The following is a 12,551-nucleotide window of genomic DNA, read 5'->3' as shown; positions in this document are numbered from 1 at the left end:
GGCTTTTTTGAGTTTTTTTAGTGAGAAAACTTTTCAATTTATTCGTCACTAATCAAAGCTGAAATTTGAGCTGAAATGGTTCTGTTAAAAAGGTATTCAGCTATTTTAGTTCAAGATAACACTTGCAATTAGCTTGTCAAACTTACGACTATCTATGCCTTTTTTTAAATTAATTTTAATATGACCGGCTTTAGTCCATAGTTCAACTTCAGAATTAAAATCTAGTGATTTTCCTGAATTTTCTGTAGACCACATCGTGATAGACGAATAAGGTAAGGAATAAATGTCAATTTTTTTCCCAGTGAGTCCTTGTGCATCTCTGATAATTAAACGCTTGTTAGTAAACGTTGCACTATCTCTAATCGTTTTATAGGCTGCAATAGCCTCTTCTCCAATTATAAGCAAGTCATCTACATCTTTTTGTATGGGGCACTCCTCTATAAACGTCTAAGATAAAGTCGTTAACATTTCTACCATTTTTGCTTCCTCCATTTTTCTTATTTTATTGAAGACTAACAGGATACGTTTAATACTAACTTTTATTTAAAAATGAAGGTAATAACTCGTTAATAAATAGTCATTATTGTACTTGATAGCCATTTTTAAGAGTAAGCCTTTAACAGCATTAATAGAGTAGGTTCCTTTTTTGAAAGATTCAAGATAAGAGTCATATTTTTTACGCTCTTTTTCTGTAGAAGTTTCTTTAAAGTATCCCCATACATGTGAAAGAGCATTTAGTTGTGTACCCTCACTTGGCTCTGTAGCGATAGCTCGATCGATTAAGGAATAAAATTCAATTATAGGATAAGCTTTTTTATCTTTCAAAAGAACTTGAATCTCTTTATATAAAGTTGGATTGTGTTCTAAAACAGTATATTTGTATCTAGCCCATTCTTGTTCTAAGTTTGAGATTGTTCTGTTTTCAGAAATCAAATTAGCAGCTTTGATAGCGGATAGATTTTTATCTTTTACTTCTAACATAATATCTACATCGGGAATACTTTTTAAGAAAGCATCAAAAACAGCTAAATCAATCGTTTTAGAGTGGCTTCCTGCTCTTTTTAAAGTAGCACCTTGTGAGTAGTGGATTTTTTGGATACCGTCTTCAGCTGACCAAGTTTGATTGGCTAAAGTAATAAAGTAGTGATCATCTTTAGAAACATCAAAAGGAAGAACTTGGTTGTGCAAGTTATCGTAGACAACTGGAATACGATTGTTTCGTCCGATCGCTAAGACATCACCAACATGATAGGATTTATCATCATTTTCAATAATTAATCGATCTTTTATATCCTGGCTTAAAAGGGCATAATTTTTTTCGAATCTCGCTATAGCCGTTTCTTTGTCCCCATAAACACCCCCAATATGAAGGATAATCTTACTTGATTTAGCTGTCTCTAGTGCAGTTAAAAAGCGGGTATGGTAAGCAAGGTCTTCTACTGCTCGTTGAACAATGTCTTCATTCGGTGAATTCAAAACCGTATACTGACCTGGATGCATGGAGACTCTAATAGCTTGTTTTTTTAATTTTTTAGCGATGGAATGAAATTCTTCCTTAAAAAGAGTATCCCAGTCAAGAGTATTTATTGGACTTGAGCCAAAAGGAATAATATCGGAACTGATTCTGAAATGGGTAATACCTATACTACTATTGTAATCAATGATTCGATCTAAAGTATCCAAGTTGTGCTTAATAAGTGACAATAAATGCTCTGGAGTTGCAGATTTGAGAGTACACGTTTTAAAGCTTGTATTGTATACACCAACTGTTAAACATGCGTAACCAATTTTCATAGAATTCTCCTTTTTATGGCGACTTAATTTAATTCCTATTGTATCATAATTCAACCAAGTAAGAGGTCTTGCAAGTCAAGCAAGTTTTAAGTAGTAGCAGTAAGAGTAGATTCTTAATTAGCTACTCATCAAAATGAAGAAAACTCCTTGTATAAAGATAAAAAAATGAGCCAGGAGGAAAGAAACTTCCTAATGACTCAAGTCAATATGAAAAACTCAGAAAAAACAACCTACATAGATACTAGCATGTAAAATAGAATAAGTATTTTTCTATAAATAGACGCTAAAATAGATGGATAAAAAATTGTGATAACCTAACAGTTTTTAGCGATTTAGTTAAACCAAATAGCGCGTTCTCTTTGAGCACTTTCTATTGAATCAGATGAATGGACTGTATTCTCTGACAAGCTAATACCATAAAGGCCACGGATAGTGTTGTCTCCGGAGTCTGCTGGATTAGTTGTTCCGTTCAATGCTCGAACACGGCTAACAGCATTATCTCCTGCTACTACCACAGCAACGATTGGACTTCTTGTCAAATAAGAAACTAACCCATCAAAAAATGGTTTACCCTTATGCTCGGCATAATGTGTTTCTGTAATTTCTTTAGAAGCAGTCATGTATTTCATGTCGCTAATGGTCAGTCCGTTTCGTTCATATTCTGAAAGGATTTTCCCAATCAAATTTCTTTCTACTGCATCTGGCTTTAGTAATAGTAACGTTTCTTCGTTCATTATTGAAAACCCTCCCAAAAGTATAGTAATAAGATTCTACCATATTTTAAATGTCTTGTGTAGAAAATAGTGTTTTTTGTAAGAAATTTTCACAAAGATAAGGGGATTTATTAGTAATTTTACGTAGTCTATGGTAAAACGTAATGGAAGGGGAGGTTTTATAAATGAAAAAAAACTTTGATGTTATTGTAATTGGTAGTGGTGTCGCAGGGATGGCAGTCGCAAATGGTTTAGCAACTGGAAAGAAAGTAGCAATCATAGAAAATGACTTATGGGGTGGAACTTGTCCTAACCGAGGTTGCGATCCTAAAAAAGTTTTGTATTCAGTCGTCGAAGCAAAAGACGCAGTTACTCATTTAACGGGTAAAGGTTTTTCTGTCACTCCTCAAGTTCACTGGCCAGAATTAATGTCATTTAAAGAAAGTATCATTCATCCGATGTCAAAAGGATTAAAAAAAAGGATGGATTCATCAGGAATTGAGACCATTATGGGCAAAGCAACCTTTATCAATAAGCAAACAATTCAAGTAAATGAAGATACCTTAACAGCTGATAAAATAATTATAGCGACAGGATTAAGACCAGCTATACTGCCAATTGAAGGCAAAGAATATTTACTAACGAGTACTGATTTCTTGTCTTTATCTGAAATGCCTAAAAAAGTAACGTTTATCGGTGGAGGCTATATTGCATTTGAATTGGCAACGATTGCGAACGCTGCTGGTGCAGAAGTCCATATTATTCATCACAATAATCGACCTCTAAAAGAATTCGAATCAGAACTTGTTAACGAAATCGTTCATCAATTAGAACGAAAGGGAGTCATTTTTCATTTTGATACCCATACGACAAAAATTGAAAAGGATGGAGAATCATTTAATGTTCAAGCGAAAGATGATTTTACATTAGCGACCGATTTGGTTTTTTGTGCAACTGGGCGTATCCCGAATATTGAGGACTTAAATCTTGATAAAGCAGAAGTAATGTACGATAAAAAAGGGATTAAAACCAATGATTATCTTCAAACGAGTAATAAGGCTATCTTTGCATGCGGTGATGTGGTAGCAAAAAGTGTTGGGAAATTGACTCCTGTAGCGAGCTTTGAAGGAGCTTATTTAACGAATTACTTGACTGGCAAGACAACTGAAAAAATAAACTATCCATCTATTCCAACGGTTATGTACTCTAATCCTAAGTTAGCTCAAATAGGTATAACAATTGAACAAGCATCCAAACAACAAGAAAAGTATGCTGTCTCTTCAATAGATGCCACTTCTTGGTTTAGTTACCATCGGACAAACGAGCCTGTCTCAAAAATAAAAATAGTTACGAATCGTGAAACAGGTCTAGTTGTCGGGGCAACTTGTTTGAACGGTAAAGCCGATGAATTAATCAATTACATCAATCTATTAATGGAACAAAAAATGACGACAAAAGAAACAGCACAGTTGATAATGGCTTACCCAACAGCCGCTAGCGATTTAAGTTCTATTTACAATTAAAATCCTTATTATTTCGCCCTATAGTGCAATGAACTTAACCTTTTTGTGTGTAATAAGGGAGCTAGTAGGTGTACACTACTAAGTGTAAGAAAAAGTGAAAGTGGGGATAAATGTGAAAAGAATTGTATTTGTTCGTCATGGACAAAGTGAATGGAACGCATTAAACAAATTTACCGGTTGGATGGATGTCGATTTGAGTGAGGCAGGGTTAGCAGAAGCTCATGAAGCAGGCCGAAAGATTAAAGAAGCAGGAATTGAGTTTGATATGGCTTTTACGTCTGTCTTAAAGCGAGCAATTAAGACCTGTCAGATTGTGTTAGAAGATTCTGATCAACTTTGGGTTCCAGAGATAAAATCATGGCGCTTGAACGAACGCCATTATGGAGCTCTTCAAGGATTAAATAAAAAAGCCACTGCAGATAAGTATGGTGTTGAACAAGTCCAACTGTGGCGCCGTTCATACGATACATTGCCACCATTATTAAAACCAAACGATCCAAATTCAGCACTAAATGATCGTCGCTATGCTAATTTGCAAAAACGGGTAGTGCCAATGGGTGAAAATCTAGAAACGACTTTAGAGCGAGTTATTCCTTTTTGGGAAGATCAGATTGCGCCAGCTATATTGGACACTAAGACAGTACTTGTCGCTGCTCACGGGAATTCACTGCGTGCGTTAGCTAAGTATATTGAAGAGATTTCTGACGAAGATATTATGGAGTTAGACATACCAACAGGACAACCGTTGGTCTATGAATTAAACGATGAATTAGCTGTTATTAAAAAATATTATCTTTAAAAAATAAGAATAAAAGGGAATTCCCCTTTTATTCTTATTTTTTTATCATCAAAGTACAATAGACGGCAATAAAATAAAAAGTTATACTGGTAAAGATTCGTTCTAATTTTAGATGACTAAAAGATTAAAGTCGAAAGTAGTGAAACTGACGGTTATGTTAACTTTAAAAAAAATATATGAAACACACAAAGAAGGAATAAATTATTTAATTTTTGGAGGATTGACAACGTTTGTTAATATAAGCGTATTTTATACATTAGATACTCTACAAATAGTTCATTATCTATTAGCCAATGCCATTTCCATTATTGTATCACTACTCTTCGCTTTTTTTACAAATAAGAAGTATGTCTTTAAGTCTGAAACAACAACCATCTACGCTTGGCTAAAGGAGTTCTTTTTATTTTGTAGTTTTCGATTAATTTCAGCAGGATTTGATATGTTCAGCATGCTAGTATTCATCGATTTTTTTCAATGGGATTCCAATTTAGCTAAGTTAGTTACTCAAGTGATGATTATCGGTTTAAATTATTTTTCTAGTAAATGGTTTATCTTTAAGAAATGAGACAGTTAGTCTAACTATTACACGTCTTTAATCGTTCTAATGCCGATTACTGAACTCAAGTCAGATAAATCTTCTATCACTTTTATGGAAGAGAATGTATCAGGAATACTTAATGTATAAATAACAAGAAAGACTGCTTCATCTTCTTTAAATGAATCTACCAAATAATCTAAGTCAATTACGACAATGCTATGCTTATCAAAATAGTCTTGAATCGTTTTTTTTGTTTCTTCTCGGTTGTAATAACTAACTTCAAGAGTTTTATAATCTTGTACGCGAAAAACTTTTCTAATCGCTAGTAAGATTAAGAGGATAATAATGCAACCTGAGAAAGCGATAAAGTAATATCCCATCCCGACTGCAATACCTAAACTAGCTGTCGCCCAGATAGAAGCTGCAGTTGTTAAACCGGTAACGCTTCTTTTAGTTACGATGATTGTACCAGCACCTAGAAAACCAATGCCACTAACAATCTGAGCAGGTAAGCGGGTTACATCTGTATTTAAAATCTGTAGTAAATCAGGATTTTCTATCGCTAGTTCGATAGTTGTGTACGTTGCTTGAATTTGGACTAAGGAAAAGAGAGCAGCTCCTACGCAAACTAGGATATGAGTTCTTAACCCAGCGTTGTGCCCCTTAATTTCTCGTTCGTATCCAATAATGCCTCCAAATAATACGGCTACAAGTAATCGGCCAATAATTTCTAAATAATCTAAGTCAAACACAATTGAGCACCGACCTTTCGACTGTATCTATTTTAAAGAATAGAGTTAGAATAGAAAAAATTTAGTTGACTGATAACTACCTCTTTAGAGTTTTTTTTCTAAACGTACACAAGGAACGTTATTCTCATAAAATTCATCGGATACAATTTTATAATTTAATTCCTCATAGAATGAAGCAGCCGTTTGTTCAGAATGAATGGAAGCTTTGATACAGCCTTTTTCACGTCCGATATCTTCCAAAGCTTGTATGATGGTTCGACCGAATTTCTGTCCACGATACTCTTTTAACGTTGCGATTCGTCCTATTCGAATAGTTTCACTATCGAGTAATTCATATCTACCTGTCGAAATCGGCTTTTCAAGATCATATATGACAGCATAATCAATTGTTGAGGTATCTAATTGGTCAAATTCTTCAGCAAGTTCCATTTGTCTTTCTAATACAAAAACAGACAGTCGGACGTAAAAAGCACCCGCTTTATTCCAAATATCATTCCCAATATAAAGTTTCATTCTAGATAAAACCTCCTTTTGTTTCGTAAGTTACTGTCAGTTTGTCAAATATATAAATAGATGTCAATCTATATGATAGCAACTAAATCTCGTAACGATTGTTCTTACGTTTAAGAAGTCTAAAAAAAGCACCAACGACTATCTCAATCTATACATTAAATAAGCAGCTTTCAATCAACGAGATAAAAAAGCTGCTTATTTTTATTAGGCAAATGGAGTGAACAAGTGAAGAATGATGCCAATTACTCCAGCAAATAACATAATATAAATAGGGTTTAATTTAAATTTTCTTAAGATAACGAAACAAAAAGCAAATAGTCCAACTGAAATCCAACTTAAGTTCTCTATTTTAACTGGAAAGCTGTCTTTATTAAAAAATGCAGTCAATAAAATGGATAACCCGGCAGAAGCAATTAGAGCAACGACGGCTGGTCTGAGACCTTTTATGACACCTTGTACCATACTGATTCCTTTATACTTGTAATAAAGAGTAGCTAAAGTTAACACGATAATAGCAGAAGGTGTCACACATCCTAAGGTAGCAACGATTGCTCCAGGTAAACCAGCAACTTTCGTTCCAACAAATGTTGAAGTATTAATGGCAATGGGCCCAGGAGTCATTTGTGAGATTGTCAAGATATCAATAAATTCTGTTGAAGTGAGCCAAGGGTGAACGTCAAGAACTTGTTCTTGAATAAGTGGCAATGCAGCATATCCACCACCAAAACTAAATAACCCAACTTGGAAAAAACTCCAAAATAACTGTAAATAAATCAAATTAACTTTCCTCCTTTTTATTAAGAAGGTTTATGCGATAAGTAGTATAGGCACCGATTGCTCCAGATATAAATAAAATGAGCACAATATTAACATGAAAGAGTGCTGTTGCAATAAAAGCAAGGAGCATCACGAGGATAGGCAGCAATTTTTTATCTTTTACAACAGTCGTTCCCATGTTAATCACAACGTCAACAATGACAGCAGCAACACCCGCTTGCATACCGAATAACAAGGCGTTAATAACAGCATTTTCACGAAAAGCAATATAAAAATAAGACACAAGAGTGATAATAAACAGTGGAGGTAGAATGGTTCCCAAAGTTGTTAAAAGTGCACCACGGATACCAGCCATTCTATATCCTATAATAATAGAAGCATTTACAGCAATCGGCCCAGGAGCAGATTGGCCTATAGCAACTAAATCTAACATTTCTTCTTCTTCAATCCATTTTAAGTCTTTAACAAATCGCTTTTGCATCAAAGGGACGATTACGTACCCACCACCAAATGTAAAAGCACTTAATGTAAGTGTAGAAGTAAATAGAGTCCAATAAAACTTTTTATCTTTCTTCAATGAAACCCTCCTCAAAAAATTAGTCCTCTCCATTGTACCCTATTTGTCTTAAAATAAAGACTAATTTGTAGCGAAAAAAATTGAGAAAGTCTTTCTCAACCAGTTAAGTTAAGATAAAGTGTTGTTGGATTTGCAAATTTATTCAGAATACTGAATAATAAGAAGAAACAACTCTACTCATTCAACAAGAATAAAACAAAAGTAGAAAATATAAAGTAAATCAATGATTAAGGCGGTGAATTCATGCAAAAGAGCGAACTTAAATTTCCTGGGTTAGATGTACGAATAGAAGAAGCACAAAAAGTACAGCTGGAAATCTTACTAGAATTTGATCAAATCTGTAAAAAGCATGGGATACACTATCAACTCTTCTCAGGAACATTAATTGGAGCGATTAGACACAACGGTTTCATTCCTTGGGACGACGACATAGATGTTTGCATGTTGAGAGAAGAATACGACCGATTTTTAGCTATCAGTCCCAAAGAACTAGATGCAGCTTATTTTTTGCAAAATTACCATACGGATGAAAAGTTTCAATCGCAATACTCAAAAATAAGGAAAAACAAGACTCGCTATGTTGAAAATCTTGTGCAAGATGTTGAGATGCATCAAGGCTTTTTTATTGATGTTTTCCCATATGATCACGTGCGTCCAGGAACACTAAAGGGTAAGGCTCAAAGAATAGCAATAGATCAGTTGAAAGTAATGAATTATTGCCGGGTTATGAGAGTCAATAATAGCGAAAAGAAGACCAGCTTAAGGATAGCTAAAAAAGCACTGTATTATCTTTTAAAAGGCGTTCCAAAAAAGAATGTCGATCGATTGATAACAAAATTAGCGTGCATCTTTAATGATAGAGACGAAGAATACGTTGGTGAATTGAGTATCTCAACAGGTAAAAATACGTATGACTCATTCGTTTTAAAAAAAGCATTCTTTTATGATTCAATTGAGTGGGATTTTGAAGGGCATATGTTTCCAGTACCAAGAGCATACGATGAAATCTTAACGAAAAATTATGGCAATTATATGGCAATGCCACCTCTAAAAGAGCAAGCACCTCATCATGGTATTATTGAAATCAACTTTAATACCCAAAAATAAACAGATAAGAAGGGAAGAAAAAAATGGGGAATTCAAATGAAAAAGGATTAGATCAAGCAGTTATCGCTGTTATTGCTGATGTGATGACTATCCAACCAAGTGAAATAAAAAATATAACGTATCTAAAAAAAGGGATGACAAATGATTCATTTAAGTTTGAAGTCAAAAACAAAAGTTACATCATCCGTATTCCTGGTGCTGGTACAGATAAGTTGATCAGTCGCTCAAATGAGTATGATGTATATAGAGTGTTAAAAGGAAAAAAAATCAGTGACAATGTTGTTTACATCTCGAATGAAAGCGGCATCAAGATAACAGAATTTTGGGAGACTGCAAGAGTAAGTGATCCCTTTGATCAAAAAGATGTTCAACAATGTATGAAAAAGTTAAGAGAATTTCATAATAGTGATTTAAAAGTTGCTCATACCTTTAATCCTTTTGAGGAAATTGAGTTTTATGAAAGCTTAAGGCAAGGTAAACCATCAGTATTTAAAGATTACGCAGAGGTAAAGAAAAATGTGTTATCTTTAGAAAAGCTAGTCAATCAACTACCGAAAAATTTTGTATTGGCCCATATTGATTCTGTTTCAGATAATTTTCTATTCGTAGAAGAGGACGTTTTTGTTATTGATTGGGAGTATGCTGCGATGCAAGATCCTCATTTTGATGTAGGAATGTTTGCTATTTATTCTATGTACAATAGAGAACAAACAGACTATCTGATTGATAGTTATTTTTCCGGTGAGTGTACAGAGGAAACAAGGCTCAAAATCTATTGTTACATGGCAATAGGTGGGTTACTTTGGAGCAACTGGTGTGAGTATAAGAGTGATTTAGGAGTTGATTTTGGTGAATATGCACTAAAACAATACGATTATGCGAAAGAATATTATTCCATTGTTGTAGACGAACTCCTTTCAAAGACTAACCTTACTTTGGAATAAGTGAGACAACAGGGGGAAATAAAATGAGCACAAACGATCAGGCATTACTTAAAGTTGAGAACGCGATTATTATGGCTGCAGGACTTTCTTCTCGATTTGCGCCTATTTCCTATGAATACCCAAAATCATTGGTAAAAGTTAAAGGACAAGTCTTAATTGAACGACAAATTCGTCAATTACAAGAAGCAGGAATTAAGGATATTACAATTGTAGTAGGTTTCAAAAAAGAATTGTTTCAGTATTTGGTAGAAGAATTTCAAGTGACAGTAGTAGAAAATCCTGATTATGCTACTCGTAATAATCACTCAACACTTTACGCTGTTAGAGAAAAACTAAGCAATACGTATATCTGTTCAGCAGATAATTATTTTACCCAAAACGTTTTTGAGCCTTATGTTTCAACTGCTTATTATTCTTCAGTGTATGAAGGAGGAGAAACCGGTGAATGGTGTATCGAAACGGATGCGACTGGTTTAATAACAGATCTAAAAATAGGCGGTAAAAATAGTTGGGTAATGTTAGGACATGTCTTTTTTTCACGTTCTTTTTCCAATACATTTGTAGCCATTTTAGAAGCTGTCTATGATAAACCGGAGACACCTCCATTATTATGGGAAAGCATTTATCTTAATCATATCAATGAACTAGATCTTTATAGTCGTCACTATTCTAAAGAGATTATCTTTGAGTTTGATACGCTAGACGAACTGAGAACGTTCGATTCAGATTACATCGATTCAACTGGTTCAAAAATTTTAGAAGCTATTTCTAAACAAGTAAACTGTAAAGAAAGTGAGATCTTAAAGATTACTCCGATAAAAGAAAAAGATGCAACGACGGGCTTTAAGTGTCTGATAAAAAATGAAACCTATTCTTATATCTACGAAACGAAGAAGTTGAAAAAAGATAAAGAATGAAAAAACGTTTAGGAGAATGAACTATGGCTTATGGCTTATTAGCAGGTTTTTTTTGGGGATTAGATACCGTCATACTAGGTATTGCTTTAGTTATGACACCATTTGTATCGACTGAACAAGCTATTTTATTAGCACCATTTATCAGCACATTTATCCATGATGTGTGTTCTTCATTATGGATGCTGTTTTATATGGGAATTAAAAAAGAGTCGAAGAAAATACTATCGGCATTAAAAACAAGAAGTGGAAAAATTATTGTGCTAGCAGCCTTGCTTGGTGGACCTATCGGAATGACGGGATATGTTTTATCAATAAACTATATCGGTGCAGCCTATACGGCAATCATCTCAGCCTTATTTCCAGGAGTTGGGGCATTATTATCTTATATCTTTTTAAAAGAAAAAATGAAAGGGTATCAAATAGCAGGATTAACGGTGAGTATTTTAGGAGTAATCGCATTAGGCTATACGCCTGGTGGTAGCGAAACAAATAATACGGTAATAGGATTCTTGTTTGCTTTTATGTGTGTTATCGGGTGGGCTTCAGAAGCCGTTATTATAGCTTACGGATTAAAGGCTCAAGAAATCAGTGACCACCTGGCTCTACAAATAAGACAGTTAACCTCTGCTGTTTTTTATGGAGCGATTATTATACCGTTCGTTAAAGGCTGGTCGTTTACTTTATCACTAATTCCTACACAAACAGCAGGGATTATCCTGTTAGCGGCATTGTTTGGTACAACGTCTTATTTATTTTATTATAAAGCGATTAATAAAATTGGTGCCTCTAAAGCGATGGCTTTAAATATTACCTATTGTGCTTGGTCAATTGTATTTGGAGCAGTTCTACTCAACGAAGAAATCTCTTTGAGAAGTATTGTTTGTGCAATAATTATTGTAGGTGGCTCAATTACTGCGGCAGCAGATATGGGTGAGATGTTTAAATTCAAGAAAAAATCGTTTAATTAATGAACTAGAGTGAGTTGAACATATTTTGAGAACGTATTCTTTGATTAAGCAATCAAAACTCGTTATATTAAGATTAATTGTTAATGAGTTTGACTCATACAAAAAATCAAATAGAGAAGAAAGGATTGATACAATGGATAAATTCATGGATAGAGCCGTTGAATTATCGTTAGAAAATGTTCGTAGTGGAGGAACACCTTTTGGAGCAGTACTAGTTAAAGACGGAGAGATTATCTCTGAAGGAGTAAACGAATTGCACCACACTTACGATAGCAGTGGGCATGCAGAGATGCTAGCAATCCGTAGAGCACAAGCAGAACTTAAGACACTTGATTTATCAGATTATACGATGTACGCTAGTGGTGAACCTTGTCCAATGTGTTTATCAGTTATGTATATATCAGGAATTAAAAAAGGCTACTATTGTGCTTCAGTCGATGAAGCAGCAGCAGTCGGAATGAGTATCTCTAAAGAGATTTATGAAGATTTCAAAAAAGATCGAGCAGAACGTAAGTTAGTTATGAAGAATATGCCTTTAGAAGAAGGACAAGAAAACCCGATGGATTTATGGGTAGAAAAAAATAAAAGCTAATTAAAAATAAGAAGTTCCAACAAACTATTTTTATAGT

The 12,551-nt window shown here is 34.3% G+C and carries 15 protein-coding genes; 8 read left to right on the top strand and 7 right to left on the bottom strand.

From position 1 onward, the window contains the following. Window positions 1-105: 105 nt before the first annotated feature. The 3 genes from ACMHYH_RS07945 to ndk form a co-directional block, all read right to left on the bottom strand. On the bottom strand, window positions 106-441 hold the full coding sequence (locus tag ACMHYH_RS07945; RefSeq protein WP_414840373.1) for a PH domain-containing protein: 336 nt from the start codon (window positions 439-441) through the stop codon (window positions 106-108). A 102-nt stretch (window positions 442-543) separates the two neighbouring features. Continuing rightward, the gene (uvsE, locus tag ACMHYH_RS07940) at window positions 544-1,794 is read right to left on the bottom strand and encodes a UV DNA damage repair endonuclease UvsE (RefSeq protein WP_414838870.1); all 1,251 of its coding nucleotides are present in this window, start codon (window positions 1,792-1,794) and stop codon (window positions 544-546) included. A gap of 332 nt (window positions 1,795-2,126) precedes the next feature. Beyond that, window positions 2,127-2,528 (bottom strand): nucleoside-diphosphate kinase, encoded by a 402-nt coding sequence (gene ndk, locus ACMHYH_RS07935; protein WP_414838869.1) that lies wholly within the window; start codon window positions 2,526-2,528, stop codon window positions 2,127-2,129. 164 nt (window positions 2,529-2,692) lie between these two features. Here ndk and ACMHYH_RS07930 point away from each other — a divergent pair, with 164 nt between their 5' ends. From ACMHYH_RS07930 to ACMHYH_RS07920, 3 genes are all read left to right on the top strand, one after another. After that, window positions 2,693-4,030 (top strand): dihydrolipoyl dehydrogenase family protein, encoded by a 1,338-nt coding sequence (locus ACMHYH_RS07930; protein WP_414838868.1) that lies wholly within the window; start codon window positions 2,693-2,695, stop codon window positions 4,028-4,030. A 112-nt stretch (window positions 4,031-4,142) separates the two neighbouring features. Further along, window positions 4,143-4,829: a 2,3-diphosphoglycerate-dependent phosphoglycerate mutase gene (gene gpmA, locus ACMHYH_RS07925; RefSeq protein ID WP_414838867.1), complete on the top strand. Its 687-nt coding sequence runs from the start codon at window positions 4,143-4,145 to the stop codon at window positions 4,827-4,829. Window positions 4,830-4,941: 112 nt separating this feature from the next. Further along, window positions 4,942-5,394 carry a GtrA family protein gene (locus tag ACMHYH_RS07920; RefSeq protein ID WP_414838866.1) on the top strand — a complete coding sequence of 151 codons (453 nt, stop codon included), beginning with the start codon at window positions 4,942-4,944 and terminating at the stop codon, window positions 5,392-5,394. Window positions 5,395-5,411: 17 nt separating this feature from the next. On the opposite strand, the gene ACMHYH_RS07915 is transcribed toward ACMHYH_RS07920, so the two are convergent. From ACMHYH_RS07915 to ACMHYH_RS07900, 4 genes are all read right to left on the bottom strand, one after another. Next, window positions 5,412-6,119: an MgtC/SapB family protein gene (locus tag ACMHYH_RS07915; RefSeq protein ID WP_414838865.1), complete on the bottom strand. Its 708-nt coding sequence runs from the start codon at window positions 6,117-6,119 to the stop codon at window positions 5,412-5,414. Window positions 6,120-6,203: 84 nt separating this feature from the next. Then, a complete protein-coding gene (locus tag ACMHYH_RS07910; protein ID WP_414838864.1) occupies window positions 6,204-6,632 on the bottom strand; it encodes a GNAT family N-acetyltransferase in 429 nt (142 codons plus the stop codon). Between the two features lie 204 nt (window positions 6,633-6,836). Continuing rightward, complete coding sequence (locus ACMHYH_RS07905) at window positions 6,837-7,409, bottom strand: chromate transporter (RefSeq protein WP_414838863.1); 573 nt, start codon at window positions 7,407-7,409, stop codon at window positions 6,837-6,839. A gap of 1 nt (window position 7,410) precedes the next feature. Then, window positions 7,411-7,986: a chromate transporter gene (locus tag ACMHYH_RS07900; protein ID WP_414838862.1), complete on the bottom strand. Its 576-nt coding sequence runs from the start codon at window positions 7,984-7,986 to the stop codon at window positions 7,411-7,413. A gap of 243 nt (window positions 7,987-8,229) precedes the next feature. Between ACMHYH_RS07900 and ACMHYH_RS07895 the strand changes: the two genes are divergently transcribed. From ACMHYH_RS07895 to ACMHYH_RS07875, 5 genes are read left to right on the top strand one after another with little or no spacing between them, the layout of a single operon-like run. Next, complete coding sequence (locus ACMHYH_RS07895) at window positions 8,230-9,093, top strand: LicD family protein (RefSeq protein ID WP_414838861.1); 864 nt, start codon at window positions 8,230-8,232, stop codon at window positions 9,091-9,093. A 23-nt stretch (window positions 9,094-9,116) separates the two neighbouring features. Then, window positions 9,117-10,037 (top strand): phosphotransferase, encoded by a 921-nt coding sequence (locus tag ACMHYH_RS07890; RefSeq protein ID WP_414838860.1) that lies wholly within the window; start codon window positions 9,117-9,119, stop codon window positions 10,035-10,037. A gap of 23 nt (window positions 10,038-10,060) precedes the next feature. After that, complete coding sequence (locus ACMHYH_RS07885; protein WP_414838859.1) at window positions 10,061-10,954, top strand: NTP transferase domain-containing protein; 894 nt, start codon at window positions 10,061-10,063, stop codon at window positions 10,952-10,954. A gap of 23 nt (window positions 10,955-10,977) precedes the next feature. After that, entirely contained in the window at window positions 10,978-11,922 is a 945-nt protein-coding gene (locus ACMHYH_RS07880; RefSeq protein ID WP_414838858.1) for a DMT family transporter, read from the top strand. Window positions 11,923-11,962: 40 nt separating this feature from the next. Continuing rightward, a complete protein-coding gene (locus ACMHYH_RS07875) occupies window positions 11,963-12,514 on the top strand; it encodes a nucleoside deaminase (RefSeq protein WP_414838857.1) in 552 nt (183 codons plus the stop codon). Window positions 12,515-12,551 lie beyond the last annotated feature (37 nt).

Origin of the sequence: Carnobacterium sp. TMP28, assembly GCF_047553015.1 — a bacterium.
Taxonomy (GTDB): Bacteria; Bacillota; Bacilli; order Lactobacillales; family Carnobacteriaceae; genus Carnobacterium_A.
This window is presented reverse-complemented; position numbering and strand designations above follow the sequence as displayed.

Excerpts from the sequence above, each read along its gene's own strand:
- uvsE (WP_414838870.1), bottom strand. The coding sequence starts at position 1,794 with ATGAAAATTGGTTACGCATGTTTAACAGTTGGTGTATACAATACAAGC.
- ndk (WP_414838869.1), bottom strand. The coding sequence starts at position 2,528 with ATGAACGAAGAAACGTTACTATTACTAAAGCCAGATGCAGTAGAAAGA.
- ACMHYH_RS07930 (WP_414838868.1), top strand. The coding sequence starts at position 2,693 with ATGAAAAAAAACTTTGATGTTATTGTAATTGGTAGTGGTGTCGCAGGG.
- ACMHYH_RS07920 (WP_414838866.1), top strand. The coding sequence starts at position 4,942 with ATGACTAAAAGATTAAAGTCGAAAGTAGTGAAACTGACGGTTATGTTA.
- ACMHYH_RS07910 (WP_414838864.1), bottom strand. The coding sequence starts at position 6,632 with ATGAAACTTTATATTGGGAATGATATTTGGAATAAAGCGGGTGCTTTT.
- ACMHYH_RS07895 (WP_414838861.1), top strand. The coding sequence starts at position 8,230 with ATGCAAAAGAGCGAACTTAAATTTCCTGGGTTAGATGTACGAATAGAA.
- ACMHYH_RS07890 (WP_414838860.1), top strand. The coding sequence starts at position 9,117 with ATGGGGAATTCAAATGAAAAAGGATTAGATCAAGCAGTTATCGCTGTT.
- ACMHYH_RS07885 (WP_414838859.1), top strand. The coding sequence starts at position 10,061 with ATGAGCACAAACGATCAGGCATTACTTAAAGTTGAGAACGCGATTATT.
- ACMHYH_RS07880 (WP_414838858.1), top strand. The coding sequence starts at position 10,978 with ATGGCTTATGGCTTATTAGCAGGTTTTTTTTGGGGATTAGATACCGTC.